Origin of the sequence: Hyphomonas sp. KY3 (assembly GCF_017309975.1) — a bacterium.
In the GTDB taxonomy this organism is placed as follows: domain Bacteria; phylum Pseudomonadota; class Alphaproteobacteria; order Caulobacterales; family Hyphomonadaceae; genus Hyphomonas.
Genome location: NZ_CP022271.1, coordinates 67,192 through 82,798 on the forward strand (window position 1 = coordinate 67,192; position 15,607 = coordinate 82,798).

The window sequence follows — 15,607 nt, forward strand, 5'->3', positions numbered from 1 at the left end:
ATGTCAGATTATGTAAAACAGTATGAGGCCAACCGTCAGAAGCTGATGGACGGCCACGCCTATGACCCCGAATATGAGCATGATGCTTGTGGTGTTGGCCTTGTCGCAGCGCTCGATGGCAAGCCGCGTCGCGAAATCGTGGAGATGGGGATCGAGGCATTGAAGAATGTCTGGCACCGAGGCGCTGTCGATGCGGATGGCAAGACCGGAGATGGCGCGGGTATTCGCGTGGAAGTGCCACAGGATTTCTTCCGTGAGCATGTCACTCGCACAGGCCACAATCCGACGGACGACCCAATCTGTGTGGGTCAGATATTCCTACCACGCACGGATTTTGCGGCTCAGGAAGCTGCGCGGACATTGGTTGAAACCGAGGTTCTGCATTTCGGGTTCTACATCTATGGCTGGCGCCAGCCCCCCGTGGATGTGACCGTGATAGGCCAGAAGGCCAAGGATACACGCCCGGCGATTGAGCAGATCATGTTCCGCGATGGTATAGGGCGCAGCCCGGAAGAGCTCGAACGTGCGCTCTATATCTGTCGCCGGCGGATCGAGCGTCGTGCACGTGAGGCCGCGATTCCATCCTTCTATGTATGTTCACTCAGCCATTCATCCTTGATCTACAAAGGCATGTTCCTGGCGCAGGACATCGACAATTTCTATCTGGACCTGAAGGACGAGCGTTTCGTCTCTGCATTCGCAATATATCACCAGCGGTATTCGACCAACACGTTCCCGCAATGGTCGCTGGCTCAGCCTTTCCGAATGATCGCGCACAATGGCGAGATCAATACGGTGCGTGGCAACAAGAACTGGATGAAGAGCCACGAAATCCGCATGGTATCCGAAGCCTTTGGCGAGCATGTTGATGATGTAAAGCCGGTGATCCCGGATGGTACGTCCGACTCTGGCGCCCTTGATTCCGTGTTCGAGATTCTTTGCAAGTCAGGCCGTTCGGCACCAATGGCCAAGGCCATGTTGATCCCGGAAGCCTGGTCAAAGCGTGATTCGGTCATGCCGACTGCTCACCAGGCGCTCTACGACTATTGCAACTCCGTGATGGAGCCTTGGGACGGACCGGCCGGAATCGCGGCCTATGATGGCCGCTGGGCCATAGCAGGGCTTGACCGAAACGGTCTGCGGCCGCTTCGTTATGCTCTGACGGCAGACGGTATTCTTGCGGTTGGGTCTGAGGCGGGTATGTGCCCGCTGGGCGATCATGAAGTCACCAAGCGCGGCCTGATCCAGGCTGGCGGCATGATCGCGGCTGATTTGAAGACCGGAAAGTTTTATGAGCATCGCGAGCTAATTGACCTGCTCGCCGGCAAGGCGCCATATGAAGAGTGGTTGCAGGCCGTGACCGAACTGGAGCCGGAAATCGGCCCGGGGCCTGAGCCTCTCATGTTCAACAAGGAAGATCTGCTGCGTCGTCAGACAGCCGCGGGTTATACACTTGAGACACTCGAATTGATCCTTTCTCCGATGGCCGAAGGTGGCAAGGAGGCCATTGGTTCGATGGGCGACGACACTGCGACGGCCGTCTTGTCTTTCTCGTACCGCCCAATGAGCCACTTCTTCCGCCAGAATTTCAGTCAGGTCACAAACCCGCCGGTCGACCCGTTGCGTGAAGAGCGCGTAATGAGTCTCAAGACTCGGTTCAAAAACCTTGGAAACGTTCTCGATACCGACAAGTCCCAGCAGGAAGTATTCGTGCTGGAAAGCCCGGTCCTGACCAATGGGATGTATGACCGCCTGATCGATCGACTGGGTGTTGGCACTGCTGAGATTGACTGTACATTCAATGAAGCAGATGCGGCAGGTGATGGAGTTGCGCTCAAGAACGCGCTGAGTAGAATCCGTCAGGAGGCGGAAGATGCAGTACGCGAAGGCCGTGAGCACATAATTCTGACCGATCAATATCAGTCTGCGGACAAGATTGCGATTCCGATGATCCTGGCCACTGGTGCGGTTCACTCGCACCTTGTGGCGCAAGGTTTGCGTACGTTCTGTTCCATCACGGTTCGGTCGGCCGAATGCCTCGACACGCACTATTTTGCCGTACTCATCGGTGTCGGTGCGACGTGCGTGAATGCGTACCTGGCGCAAGACATCATTGCGGACCGGCAAGCCCGAGGGCTTTTCGGAGAGATGCCGCTCAATGAGTGTGTGTTGAATTTCAAAAAAGCGGTCGAAGCCGGCTTGTTGAAGATCATCTCAAAGATGGGAATTTCTGTAATTTCTTCCTATCGGGGTGGGTACAATTTCGAAGCGCTGGGCCTCTCGCGTGCGCTTGTCGCGGATTATTTCCCAGGCATGAACAGCCGCATTTCTGGCCTTGGTCTCGCTGGCCTCGAAGAAAACTCGCTTGTTCGCCATGAGGCCGCCTTCGACGAGGATGTCGTATCTCTGCCGGTAGGCGGGTTCTACCGCTTGAGAGCGTCCGAAGAACCACATGCGCTTGACGGTAATCTGATCCACACATTGCAAGCGGCATGTGATCGCGGCGATTACTCTATCTATCGCAAATATGTCGAAGCAGTGCATTCGCGCGATCCGATACAATTGCGTGACTTGCTCGATTTCAAGCCGGCTGGGGACCCCGTTCCAGTATCCGTCGTTCAGTCGATCAATGAGATCCGTAAGCGCTTCATTACGCCCGGCATGTCGCTCGGCGCGTTGAGCCCTGAAGCTCATGGCACGCTGAACGTGGCCATGAACCGGATCGGTGCAAAATCGGTATCGGGCGAAGGCGGCGAAGATCGCGCCCGGTTTCGTCCGCTGCCGAATGGCGACAATATGAACTCTGCCGTCAAGCAGGTGGCCTCTGGCCGCTTTGGTGTGACTGCGGAATATCTGAACCAGTGTCGAGAGATTGAGATCAAGATCGCTCAGGGTGCAAAGCCCGGCGAGGGCGGTCAGTTGCCCGGCTTCAAGGTGACAGAATTCATTGCCAAGCTGCGCCATGCAACGCCGGGTGTGATGCTGATCTCACCACCGCCACACCATGACATCTATTCGATCGAAGATCTTGCCCAGCTGATCTATGACTTGAAGCAGATTAATCCGGAGGCACGGGTTTGCGTGAAGCTTGTTGCCCAGTCCGGGGTCGGAACGGTTGCCGCTGGTGTGGCGAAGGCGAAGGCAGACGTCATACTGATTGCAGGCGGCGTGGGAGGAACGGGCGCGAGCCCACAGACTTCCATCAAATATGCGGGTCTGCCGTGGGAACTCGGTCTTGCCGAAGCGCACCAGATCCTGTCGTTGAACAATCTGCGCAACAAGGTCACCCTCCGCACCGATGGAGGCCTTCGCACGGGCCGCGATATTGTGATCGCTGCTATGCTTGGTGCGGAAGAGTACGGAATCGGCACAGCCTCGCTCGTGGCTATGGGCTGTATCATGGTGCGCCAGTGCCACTCGAACACCTGCCCTGTGGGGGTCTGTGTTCAGGACGAGGCGCTACGTGCTCACTTTACCGGATCGCCGGAAAAGGTCGTGAACCTGATGAGCTTCATAGCCGAGGACGTCCGGGAAATTCTTGCTTCACTCGGCCTGAAGTCGCTCGACGAAGCAATCGGGCGCACGGACTTGCTCGCTCAGGTAAGCCGTGGGTCGACACATCTCGATGATCTCGACCTGAACCCGCTGCTAGTCCAGGTCGATACCGAAAATCCGGTCATTTATCAGCCTGACCGTCGTGAAGAGGTTCCAGATACCCTAGACGCCCAGATTCTACGTGATGCCGAGCCGTTCTTCGAGCGCGGCGAGAAGATGCAGTTGGAATATGGTGTGCGTAACACGATGCGCGCGATCGGTGCACGGTCGAGTTCTGCGATCACGCGCAAGTTCGGCATGCAGGCACTGCCAGAGGGCCGCCTGCATATCCGGCTGGAAGGGTCCGCAGGGCAATCGCTAGGTGCGTTCTCGGTGCAGGGTCTTCTGCTGGAAGTCATCGGCGATGCCAATGACTATGTAGGTAAAGGCCTGTCGGGCGCTTCGATTGTCGTATCGCCACGGCCGAAAGAGCGTCATCGGGCGGGTGACGCTATCATCGGCAATACGTGTTTGTACGGCGCAACCGCGGGCAAGTTGTTCGCGGCGGGTACGGCGGGCGTACGCTTCGCGGTTCGTAACTCCGGCGCTGTGACGGTGATTGAAGGGTGCGGCGCGAATGGCTGTGAGTACATGACGGGCGGGCGGGCTGTCATTCTCGGACCGGTCGGTGACAATTTCGGCGCGGGCATGACCGGCGGTACGGCCTATATCTGGGATCCGGAATGCCAGTTCGAACGGGTGGCGAACCCGGATTCGATTGATTGGTATCCCCTCTCAGACATGCAGGCAGAGCACATTGCAGAAGCCAGGGCGCTGATCGAGGAGCACTTCAAGCGCACCAAGTCCCTTCGCGCGAAAGACATTCTCGAGAATTGGGAAACGTCCACCAGCGAGATGTTGATGATTGTGCCGAAAGAAATAGCCCACCTGTTGCTTGGTGATGCCAAGCCCAAGGGCAAGAAGGCAAAAGTGGCTGAGAAAGCCTGATGATGAATGGCCCCCGGATTGCTCCGGGGGCCATTCACATTATTGGGGTTTCTTGCGACGGATGCGTGGCCAGATCAGCTTCAGCCAGATCCAGAGGAAGGCTCCGATCAAGATCAGCCATGGCAGGCCGATCGCAAAGGCGGTGATCACGGCGGCCAGCGCACTGGAGAGGTTATAGAAGAAATCTCCGAACGCACTTCCGATCGGTGAGAGTGCGCCTTGCGAGACCGGATTGCGCTTGGTCTCGTAGTTCACGCTCAATTGGCTCATCTGAACCCGGAGCATTAAAGTCTTGAGCGATGATTTTAGCGAGTCGATCTCACCGTTGACCCGGGCAAGTTCCCGCTCCGTGGCCAATAGGTCTCCCAGTTCGCCGTCCCGGTTGGCGAGCAACTCCTCCAAACGCTTTTGAAGGGTTTGCTGAGCGTTCAGGCGGGCATCGGTGTCGATGATCGAAACGGTAAGGTCCTCGGCCGTCGTCTGGCGATTGGTAACGTCGCCATTGGCTTGCTCGGCGTCGGCGTCGACACCCTCCAGGAATGTCTCGATCCAATCTGGCGTTGCCCGAAGTTGGAGCGATGCGGAGGCTTCATCATCCGAGTAGGTGTTGAACCAGGAATTCGTGACGATACACAGCGAGGGGCCAGCTTGGTTACAGGCGGCAACATGGCCCTGCATGACTGGCTCGATGGACTTCACTGGCAGCCGCAATCCGAGTGAGTGCGAATAGGCGATATATTGTTGCGCGGCCTCCTCGGTCGGCCCGCCGCCACCTCCTGATTTGGAAAACGAACCGTCCATTGCCACGTCCTGCTCCATCATCGGAGATGGGGCCGGGGGGGCGTTCATCATCGCGCGCTCAGCCGACTCGTTGCCAGGACCGCCACATGCCGCGAGCAAGACGGTAGCGGTCGCAATTGCTGGAATTTTGATGTTCATCTGTTCCCTCCACATCCACTATGACTTCCACATGAAACCTACAAAATGGCAAGATCACGTTGGAATTCGGGCGGATGATCAGGGCCGGAAACCTGTTCTCCGTTCGCCCGGCTCCAGTGTGCGCCAGGCGTGGTGGATGAAATCCACGAGGAGGGGACGGGTGTCCCGCGGGTCGATGATTTCCTCGGCATAGAAGGATTCTGCTGTCCTGAAGGGAGACCGGATCGCATCGAATTTCTTGTAGAGCTGGGCCTTCAGGGCCTCCGGATCCTCGGCCTCGGCCAGTTCCTTGCGGAAGGCGGCCTCGATGCCGCCGGCCATGGGCAGGCTGCCCCAGTCCCCACTCGGCCAGCAATAGCGCCATTTGGTCCGGCTCTGATTCATCATGGCGGACCCAGCCAGGCCATAGGCTTTGCGGATCACGACAGAACAGACCGGCACATCGGCCTGATAGATCGCCGTCATGGCGCGCACGCCCGCACGGGTCACACCGGCGGTCTCCGCCTTCACGCCAACCGCAAAGCCGGGACAGTCGACAAAGTGGACGACCGGCAAATGGAATTGCGAGCAGAGATCCATGTGGCGAGTGACCTTGTCGCAGACATCTGCGGTCCATGCGCCGTCCAGGAAGAAGGGATCACCTGCCAGGATTCCGACAGGATACCCATCCAGACGGGCGAACCCGCACACGATACCCCGGCCCCAATCATGTCCGATCTCGAAAAAGCTACCCGTATCTACACTTGCTTCAACAATCTTCCGCGGCTTGTACGGCGTCTTACCGTCTGTTGGCACAATAGAGAGCAGGCTCTCCTCCCGTCGCTCTGGCGAGTCACCACCCACGACTCGCTCCGGAAGTTCGTGCACCGATGATGGAAGGTAAGACAGGAAACGACGAGCTGTTTCGAATGCGTCCGCTTCGGTATCCACGACATTGTCGACTGTGCCATTCTGGCCCTGAATTTTCCAGCCGCCCAGCTCTTCCTTGGTGACATCTTCGCCAAGCGCGATGGCGACAGGCGGACCGGCCACGAAAACCTGACTCAGCTCTTTGACCATGACAGAGAAATGGCTGGCGGCTACTCGCCCCGCGCCCATGCCCGCGCAGGGGCCAAGGGCCAATGATACGAAGGGCACTTGTGTCAGGCCGTGGGTAATCTCATTCCAGCCCGGTGTCTCCGGAATGTAGGTGCGCGGGTCTTTCTCCAGCATCTTGACCGAACCGCCGCCCCCAGTGCCGTCAATCATCTGAACGAGCGGCAGGCGGTACTCGGCCGCCATCTTGATGGCTTGAACCATTTTCTGCCAGATCGAAGCATCGGCTGCGCCGCCCCGAACAGTGAAATCGTCTGCCAGAATCACTGTCGATCTGCTATTCAACCGAGCCCGGCCCATAACTGAGTTCGAGGGCAGGAAACCGTCCAATTCGTCGTCGGCACCATAGGTTGCCTTGCCTGCGATCTTGCCGATTTCATGGAAGCTTCCGGGGTCTGCCAGGAAGGCGACGCGCTCTCGAACCGTCAGCTTTCCGCGGCCTTTCTGCCGGGACACTGGCTCCTCGCCGCCCATTTTTTCCGCCAATCGCTCTCGGCGACGCAATTCTTCGATCGATTTCTGCCAGCTCATGGCGCCCAATTTCCACGCTTCCGCTACGCGAGGTCAACACGCTTTTAAAAACCTGAGCGATTTGAGTAAGCTGCCACCCAACTGAACTAAATCAAGGTAATCTGGCCTCTGTGGGCTTGCATTCTGATAGAAGGAACGGCTTTATCGCCCAAAGTCCATTCAAGGAGGAATTCAATGGATCTCGCAGAACTCACAGCGAAAGCAGATTCGGCCGTCGAAGCCGGTGGCGACTTCACGAAGAAGGTGAAATTTGACTTCGGTGATGCAGGCAAGCTTTTCATCGACGGCGTTGCTGGCAAGGCTGACAATTCCGATTCCGATGCCGACGCGACCATCAAGGTCGACTGGGACGACTTCAAGAAGATTTCCGAAGGCGCCATGGACCCGACGATGGCCTTCATGCAGGGCAAGTTGAAGGTTGAAGGCGACATGTCTGTTGCCATGCAGCTGCAGAACCTGATGAAGAAGTTCAGCTAATTTCGCTGAATTGAACTTGATCTCTGAAGCCGTCCGGGGAAACCTTGGGCGGCTTCTTTCTTTTGAAGGTCCGATATGACGACGCGTCCCCACACACTGGACAGCTCCTTTGTGCTGATCCCGGGCAACCCGCCACCCGACGGGGCGGAAATACTCTGGTTCAAGGGGAGCGAAGGCCGCAATCTTCGCGCCTGCGTGGCCCCTGCGCTTTCAAAATCTGGTCCGCGTGGCACTGCGATAGTGTGTCCGGGCCGGACGGAGTTCATCGAGAAATACTTTGAGGTCGGACGAGAGCTGCAGACCATGGGGTTTGCCGTCGTGATTCTTGATTGGCCTGGGCAGGGCCTTTCGGAACGCCTTCTGGATGATACAAAGAAGGGCCATATTGATCGGTTCGAGACCTTTATGGGCGCGCTGGCAAATGGGTTGGACCAACTCCAGGACCGCCTGCCACGTCCGCATGTATCTCTCGCACATTCCATGGGGGGCGCCATCGCATTGGCCGCCATCTCGCAAGGTCTCGTAAAAGTGGACGCTGCGGCATTTTGTGCGCCAATGTGGGGCCTGAAGTCTCGCTTCTTCGGGATGCGCTATCTCGTCTGGGCCATGCGCGCGACGGGGCGCGCGGGGGACTATGCCATCCAACCCGGTCCGCCAGAGACGTTTGAGACAAATATCGTCACGCATGACAAGCAGCGTTGGCAAATGCAGCGCGCGCTAATTGATGCGCAGCCTGATTTGGAGCTGGGCCCGGTGACATGGGGCTGGCTTGGTGCTTCACTCAGCATTGTTGATACGTTCAGTAAACCGAAGGCTCTCAGACAGGTCGCCATTCCCGTCTTTGTGGCATCTGCCGAGGAAGAGCAATTGGTCGACAATGCCGCACACGAAAAGATTTGCGCGCGGCTGCCTGATTGCGAACATGGGGTTATTGAAGGTGCCATGCATGAAATCCTGATGGAGACTGATACCCGCCGACAGGAATTCTGGGAGGGTTTTCAGCGATTGCTCAGGCGAGCCAACATATAAAAACGTAGCGAGGAAACACTATGCCAGTCCAATCCATGTCGCGCATCATTTCATACTGGGCAGCAAGACAGGCTGATCGGATTGCAATCGATCATGAAGGACGGGCCATCACTTGGGGTGAGTTTGAAGAGCGTACCAACCGCCTCGCTCGGGCCTATTCCGAGCTAGGCGTACAACCAGATGATTTTGTTACCATCGCACTGCCGAATGGCATAGAATTCTTCGAAGCATGCTTTGCCGTCTGGAAGTTGGGGGCCACACCTCAACCCATATCTGCCAAATTGCCGAAATCCGAACGGGACCAGATTATTGATCTGGGCAAGCCGTCGCTGGTCGTTGGAGCCGAAACCGGCGCATTTGAACAGATAGTCTCTGTACCTCAGGGATTTGTACCTGGAGAACATTTGTCCGCAGAGCCCCTACCGGAGCTGACAGCGGCTTCCCTGAAAGCGATGACAAGTGGGGGGTCTACCGGACGGCCAAAGCTGATCGTCTCTGCTCAACCGGCGGCCTGGGATACTGATCTGCCATATCTGGAAATTCCGCAACAGGGTGCCATGCTGGTGCCGGGGCCGCTTTATCATAACGGACCGTTCGTCTGGGCCATGATTGCGCTGTTTCGCGGCTGTACCGCGGCCATCACGACGCGCTTCGATGCCGAGCAGACTCTCGCGACTTTGGAACGCCTGAAGATCAATATCGTCTATATGGTGCCGACTATGATGCGCCGCATCTGGGCGCTGCCTGAAGATGTACGGACAGGTTACGATCTGTCGAGCTTGCAGACGCTCTGGCATCTGGCCGCACCCTGCCCGGCCTGGCTGAAGGAATGCTTCATTGAGTGGCTCGGCGCGGAAGTGATCTGGGAGCTTTATGCCGGCACCGAAGGGCAGGGAACGACCATGATCCGCGGGGATGAATGGCTGACGCACAAAGGCTCCGTAGGCCGGCCTGTTGAGGCATGCGAAATCAAGATTGTCGGGGAGGCGGGCGAGACGCTTCCATCCGGCGACGTCGGGGAAGTCTTCCTCAGGCCCCTGACGGGCCAGGGCACGACATATCGCTACATCGGCGCGGAAGCCAAATCCATCGAAGGCGGCTGGGAAAGTCTAGGCGATCTCGGGTGGATGGATGAAGAGGGATATCTCTACCTGACGGACAGGCTTTCCGACATGATCCTGTCTGGCGGCGCGAACATCTACCCCGCCGAAGTGGAAGCGGCGATTGATGCGTTTCCCGGAGTGCGGTCGTCTGCCGTGATCGGCTTGCCGGATGATGATATGGGCGCCCGGCTGCATGCGATCATCGATCGACCCGAAGGCTCAGTAGACGTCGAAGAGATGAATGCTCATCTCGCCGATCACCTGGTGCGCTACAAGATTCCAAAGAGTTTCGAGTTTGTGCCTGAACCCGTACGGGATGATGCGGGAAAAGTGAGAAGAAAGGCGCTGAGGGAAGCGCGGCTGCAATTGAGCGCCACCTAGTTTTCGCCTGTCGCTTGACTTCCCTAGCGGAGCCATAGCTCCCCTGTGGGAAACACAGGAGGAGACCACCATGAAAGTTGCTGCCGTCAAGAAGCCCGGCGGGCCGGGAAACCTGATCATAGAAGACCGCGCGGATCCCAAACCGGCCGTCGGGGAAATACTCGTTCGTATTTATGCGAGCAGCCTGAACTATCACGACTTCGTGGTGGTCATGGGCGGCATCCCTACAGATGACGGACGAATTCCCATGTCGGATGGAGCGGGTGAGGTCGTCGCAGTTGGCGAGGGTGTCACCAAATTCAAGCCAGGCGACAAGGTTGTGTCGCTGTTCTTCCCCAACTGGCAGGCCGGCGAAATCGAAGCGGCTGGGTTCGCCAGTGTTCCGGGAGATGGCGCTGATGGCTTCGGCGCGGAACTCGTTGCCGCGCCAGAGACGTCCTTCACGCGCATGCCTGAGGGATACTCGTATCAAGAGGCGGCAACGCTTCCCTGCGCGGCCTTGACGGCATGGCGCGCCTTGATGGTTGAGGCCAAGGTCAAGCCGGGTGACTGGGTGCTGACCCAGGGCACGGGCGGCGTATCCATTTTCGCCCTCCAATTTGCCAAGGCGGCTGGGTGCCGCGTGATCTCCACATCATCCTCTGATGAAAAGCTTCAGCGCGTGAAAGAACTGGGCGCAGATCATGTGATCAATTACAAGGACACGCCTGACTGGGGAAAGGCAGCCAAAGCCCTGACCGGAGGGCGAGGCGTGGACGAGGTTGTCGAGATTGGCGGGCCAGGCACATTGGCCCAGTCCATTACAGCGTCGCGTCCAGGGGGCCATATTTCCCTTATCGGTGTGCTGACGGGTGTGTCCGGGGAAGTCCCGACAGCGGCTCTGTTCTCTCTGAACATCACGCTGTCGGGGATAACGGTCGGATCCCGCCGGCATCAGGAAGACATGATTGCCGCCATCGAGGCCAACGGCATCAAGCCCGTGCTGGACAAGGATTTCCCACTTTCCGAAATTGCTGCCGCCTTTGCCCATCAGGCCAGCCAGCAGCATTTCGGCAAGATCACATTGAGCCTCTAGGTGGCGATGTATTGCGCCCCGTTCACCGTCATGGTGGCGCCGGTGATGAAGGCAGCTTCGTCGCTGGCGAGATAGGCGCACATTGAGGCGATCTCTTCGGCCTTACCAAGGCGGCCGACAGGGATCGTCGCAATGATTCCCTCAAGGACTTTTTCCGGAACAGCCTGCACCATCTCGGTGTCGATATAGCCTGGGCAGACCGTGTTGACGGTGATGCCTTTCTTTGCGCCTTCCTGGGCCAGTGCCTTGCTGAGGCCGATCAGGCCGGCCTTTGCGGCGGAATAGTTTGCCTGACCAAACTGGCCTTTCTGTCCATTGATGGAAGAGATGTTGATGACCCGGCCCCAGCCGCGCTCACGCATGCCCTCCCAGACCTGACGCGTTACATTGAACGCTGATGTCAGATCGATATCGATCACTTGCTGCCATTGCTCGCGCGTCATCTTGTGGAACGGTGCGTCGCGGGTAACACCGGCATTGTTGACCACGACGTCAACAGGACCGAGCTCTTTTTCGATCTGCGCCAGACCTTCCGTAACGGCATCATAATCTGCAACGTCGAACTTGTAGCAATTGATCCCGAGCTCTTTGGCGCATTCGTCGGCGGCCTGCTGGTTGCCGGCGAAATTGGCCGCAACCTTATAACCCTTGTTTTTTAGTGTTTCACTGATTGCCCGCCCAATACCGCGCGTGCCTCCTGTGACCAGAGCAACTCTAGTCATAACGTGTTTCCTCCCGTTTTGTTTGACGGCAATCAGCTAGCCATTCTGTTGCATCGATAGCAATAGCACATTGGTCGCAGGGCAAATTTGTGTCAGACTTGTTGCATAGCACAATAATTGCTTCGCAAGTCGGAGAAGCAGAGGGCAGGACATGGCCAAGGGAAATGGATCAGACGATCTGATCATTATCAAGAAGTATGCAAACCGTCGTCTCTACGACACGTCGACATCGTCCTACGTGACGCTTGACCACCTTTCTGAACTCGTCCGGGAAGGGCGTGACTTTGAGGTGCGGGATGCAAAATCTGGGGCTGACCTGACCCGTCAGGTTCTGACGCAGATTATTTTCGAGAACGAAACAAAGGGCGAAGGCGCGCTGCCACTGAACTTCTTGCGCCAGTTGATCGGCTTTTATGGCGGCGGGGCCCAGACTTTCCTGCCCTCGTATCTGGAAATGTCCATGAACAGTTTTGCCGAAGCCCAGAAGGAGTGGCGCAAGGCTGCCAACCCCATGAGCATGTTCGAGCAACAGGCCAAGCGCAACATGTCGATGTTCGAAGAGGCGATGAAACTCTTCATGCCGACGCTGAAGAATGCGCAGTCCCGGAATGGCACACCTTCCATGAATCCGATGATGGAATACCAGGCGGAGGCGCTTTCCAACATGCAGGCCCAGATGGCCGCGATTCAGAAACAATTGTCAGACCTTTACGGAAAAGACTGACTTCCTCTCCAGCTCAAACGAAAAAGGGCCCGCCGGCTGGCAGGCCCTTTTTTGTAACCGGCAGGACCGGTCTACATTTCCCCGACGCCAAAATCGCGGCGAGCAGAAACGATTGTGACGACAACACCTGCCAGAACGTCCAGCAAGGTCATCGACATCAGGATGAAGAAGGTCGATGTCGCAAAGTTCGGCAAGAGCAGGAACTGGATCAGGCAGACGATGAACAGGATCATCGAGACTGCGTGATTGATGATCGTGGACGTGCCTGTCGAGGTCGACTTCAGGATTTCCAGAAACAGGAAGACCACGGCCAGCAAGAGGATCGCATCCCCTTTGGTGAGGATCCAGTCGACGCCGGAAATCATCGGCAGACCGAGAAAACGGTCGTTCAACAATGACAGGATCGGCGCGGAATCCGCGCGAATGATCTCGCCGAATTCGTTTGCCATTTCGACTGAACCGCCAAAACCGATGGCCAGAAGATTGTAGAGCGCTACCGGGATAACCAGCAGCGGGAAGATTCCGAAGATTGCGCGCATGAGATTCCCCTTCTCGGTTTTGCCGCCAGACCCGCCATTTTCTTGACGCTTCTGTTCCCGTCTTGCGATAGCCGCACCTGCGACGGCCAATTTTGTTTCGCGATCCATCGCGGACTTACCCGTCCTTTGTCTGCATTAAAATCACGTTTACCGTAATGATCCGTCAGATGCGAGGGACTTCTGTGAGGTTAAAACCGTTGGGTCAGGAAAACGCGAAATGTTGCGTCAGTCGATCCGGCGGTCAGTCCAACCAGGGCGCTGGTCCGCAAAGTCAGGGACTCATTCAGGGGAAGCGAGACAAAGGGGCCTGCCAGATGGCCCTGTTGTGAGACGGGCAAGAGATCGTTTGCGGGGCCATAAGTGTTGTAAACTTCGGTGCCGATATCGACTCCGTCCTCCAGCCGCTGGCTGAGTTCCGCCCGTGTTTGCAGGAAGGTTCCAGATTCGCGACCTGATCCGGTCTGGATGCTTGCAATGACCGAAAACCGGGACCGCACTGTGTCGGTCAACTGCGCCTGATTCAGCCAGTGTAGCGCGACCTGGCCCGGGCGACCGCCATCCCGGAAGCGCGCGTCCAGCCGAAGACCGGATGCCCACCGCGCCCCGTCCGGGGTGATTTGCCAGCGCAACTCTCCCTGAACATAGTCGAGATCAACCGCGCGGGCATCTGTCTTGTGTGCCTGGACCACGCCCCTCACGGCGACGCTCCCGGTCAGCGCGCGTTCAGCATGGATGCGCTGCGCGAGTCCTGACCTGTCCGCGTCATAAGCGGCCCGGTAACCGACCGAATGCGCGCCCTCCCTGATTTCAGGCGCGGAGATTCCACTTGTCAGCTGCGCGGCAGCAGGGCTGAGAAGCCAGACAATTGCGGGGCTGATGAGGATGAGGAGCAGGAAGCGCATCGCCCGTTTATGATGTAATTAAAAACGTCGTTAAAGATACGAAACTATGTATTTCATTCCCTGCACCCAAAGCCGGACTGGCGCGCGCCATCCGGGTATCTCGTAGTCGGCCCCTCACAGAGCCGTCGGCGCAGCGGGCGCCGTGGCGCTCCGCCGGATGATTTGGAATGGCTACGGAATGGAGCGTTACCGCCCGCCGCGCCGGACAGGAGTTTCAGCGAGCACCCTCATGGGGGCCCATGGTCCCGGGTCTTCGTTACCGGCGCCGCGCGAACGATTCCACCGTGCTTTCACACGCATGGCTCATCCGGGGATTTCTCCCGTGCGACCGGACGAGGCGGATTCCCAACCGAGCTTCCTCGGCTCACCCTGGCCTGACCTGCCTAGGCGCGCATCAGACCGTCGCTCCGACCCGCACCATCCTGACCCTGCAACCCACAACCAGAACGGTACCTGATCCGGCTCCTGTGAGAGCAGATGCTTAGTATGGGGCGGGGAGTTCTCAGACGGATAGGGAGCGCAAAATCCCAGCTCCGAAGATACCTGCGTAGGCAGGTATCCATCTCCTGAAGCTACCTCATGTGCATGGGTAGAAGTCCCGAGATGGACCCCTGCCTCGGGAAATCGTGCCACTGGCACGATTTCTTGTCCTCGGCAGCTGCGCAGGGGTCATCGGAGGAGAATGATCTCTATCCCACAAACCGTATCCTCGGCGCATGCCGGCGTCTCCTGCCGAAGCCAGACGGAGCCAGCCGGGCGAGACCCCTGCCTGCGCCGGAGAAGTGGGGAGAGGAGACTGGCGTCCCACTCCACAAAAAAGGCCGGCTCAGTGGCCAGCCTTTTTGGTTTGGGTTTGCGAGGGCGTGCCTAGCTGAAATTCTTGAAGATGTCGTCTGCTGACACGTTGCCGCCATTGTCCTCGGCAGGCTTTTCTTCGGGTTCGTAGGCGCTCGCTTCGTCCTGTGCCGGGGCAAGGCCCGGGCCTTCGAACTTCTCGGCCTTCTCGGCTTCCAGTTTGCGGCGCTTGTCAGCCGATTTCGCGATCACTTCATCAAGCTCGATCTGTGTACAGAGGCCGAGCGTCACAGGATCGACCGGACGGATGTTCGGTGAGTTCCAGTGCGATTTGTCCCGCACATTGTTGATGGTCGACTTGGTTGTGCCGATCAGCTTAGAAATTTGAGCGTCAGAGACTTCCGGGTGGTTGCGAATGAACCATGCCACGGCGTCGGGCTTGTCCTGACGGCGGATGACCGGTGTATAGCGGCTGCCCTTGCGCTTTGGCTGTGGGATATGAGCGATCTTGGAAGCAGCCTTCTTCAGCTTGTAGGCTTCATCGCCCTCGCCCTTGCGGATTTCTTCGCGCGACAGCATGCCGCCCGCAATCGGGTCAACGCCGCGCATGTTCTCGGCCACGTCGCCATCGGCGATGCCTTTGACTTCCAGATAGTGGAGGCCGCAAAAATCTGCGATTTGCGTAAAGGTGAGGCTGGTATTGTCGAGCAGCCAGACGGCGGTCGCCTTGGGCATCAGAATATCTGACATGGG

The 15,607-nt window shown here is 57.7% G+C and carries 12 protein-coding genes; 6 read left to right on the top strand and 6 right to left on the bottom strand.

Annotation, left to right across the window (positions count from 1 at the left end; translation table 11 throughout):
* A complete protein-coding gene (gltB, locus tag CFA77_RS00355) occupies positions 1–4,542 on the top strand; it encodes a glutamate synthase large subunit (RefSeq protein WP_206991771.1) in 4,542 nt (1,513 codons plus the stop codon).
* 39 nt (positions 4,543–4,581) lie between these two features.
* Here gltB and CFA77_RS00360 read toward each other — a convergent pair whose 3' ends face one another.
* Positions 4,582–5,481 carry a DUF4349 domain-containing protein gene (locus tag CFA77_RS00360; RefSeq protein WP_206991772.1) on the bottom strand — a complete coding sequence of 300 codons (900 nt, stop codon included), beginning with the start codon at positions 5,479–5,481 and terminating at the stop codon, positions 4,582–4,584.
* Between the two features lie 78 nt (positions 5,482–5,559).
* A complete protein-coding gene (locus CFA77_RS00365; protein WP_206991773.1) occupies positions 5,560–7,107 on the bottom strand; it encodes an acyl-CoA carboxylase subunit beta in 1,548 nt (515 codons plus the stop codon).
* A 174-nt stretch (positions 7,108–7,281) separates the two neighbouring features.
* Here CFA77_RS00365 and CFA77_RS00370 point away from each other — a divergent pair, with 174 nt between their 5' ends.
* The 4 genes from CFA77_RS00370 to CFA77_RS00385 all read left to right on the top strand — a co-directional run bounded on the left by CFA77_RS00370 (position 7,282) and on the right by CFA77_RS00385 (position 11,172).
* Positions 7,282–7,584, top strand: a complete 303-nt coding sequence (locus tag CFA77_RS00370; protein WP_034812976.1) for an SCP2 sterol-binding domain-containing protein — start codon at positions 7,282–7,284, stop codon at positions 7,582–7,584.
* Between the two features lie 75 nt (positions 7,585–7,659).
* Positions 7,660–8,613 carry an alpha/beta fold hydrolase gene (locus CFA77_RS00375; RefSeq protein WP_206991774.1) on the top strand — a complete coding sequence of 318 codons (954 nt, stop codon included), beginning with the start codon at positions 7,660–7,662 and terminating at the stop codon, positions 8,611–8,613.
* A 20-nt stretch (positions 8,614–8,633) separates the two neighbouring features.
* Positions 8,634–10,097, top strand: coding sequence for an AMP-binding protein (locus CFA77_RS00380; protein WP_206991775.1), 1,464 nt, complete (start codon positions 8,634–8,636; stop codon positions 10,095–10,097).
* Positions 10,098–10,167: 70 nt separating this feature from the next.
* The gene (locus tag CFA77_RS00385) at positions 10,168–11,172 is read left to right on the top strand and encodes an NAD(P)-dependent alcohol dehydrogenase (protein WP_206991776.1); all 1,005 of its coding nucleotides are present in this window, start codon (positions 10,168–10,170) and stop codon (positions 11,170–11,172) included.
* Here CFA77_RS00385 and phbB read toward each other — a convergent pair.
* A complete protein-coding gene (gene phbB, locus CFA77_RS00390; protein WP_034812987.1) occupies positions 11,169–11,894 on the bottom strand; it encodes an acetoacetyl-CoA reductase in 726 nt (241 codons plus the stop codon). The two genes, CFA77_RS00385 and phbB, sit on opposite strands and share 4 nt — an antisense overlap.
* 151 nt (positions 11,895–12,045) lie before the next feature.
* On the opposite strand from phbB, the gene phaR reads away from it, so the two are divergent.
* A complete protein-coding gene (gene phaR, locus CFA77_RS00395; protein ID WP_206991777.1) occupies positions 12,046–12,618 on the top strand; it encodes a polyhydroxyalkanoate synthesis repressor PhaR in 573 nt (190 codons plus the stop codon).
* A gap of 71 nt (positions 12,619–12,689) precedes the next feature.
* Here phaR and CFA77_RS00400 read toward each other — a convergent pair whose 3' ends face one another.
* The 3 genes from CFA77_RS00400 to CFA77_RS00410 form a co-directional block, all read right to left on the bottom strand.
* Entirely contained in the window at positions 12,690–13,157 is a 468-nt protein-coding gene (locus CFA77_RS00400) for a hypothetical protein (protein WP_034813016.1), read from the bottom strand.
* A gap of 188 nt (positions 13,158–13,345) precedes the next feature.
* Positions 13,346–14,059: a hypothetical protein gene (locus tag CFA77_RS00405; protein ID WP_206991778.1), complete on the bottom strand. Its 714-nt coding sequence runs from the start codon at positions 14,057–14,059 to the stop codon at positions 13,346–13,348.
* An 867-nt stretch (positions 14,060–14,926) separates the two neighbouring features.
* Positions 14,927–15,604 carry a DUF1013 domain-containing protein gene (locus tag CFA77_RS00410; protein WP_206991779.1) on the bottom strand — a complete coding sequence of 226 codons (678 nt, stop codon included), beginning with the start codon at positions 15,602–15,604 and terminating at the stop codon, positions 14,927–14,929.
* Positions 15,605–15,607 lie beyond the last annotated feature (3 nt).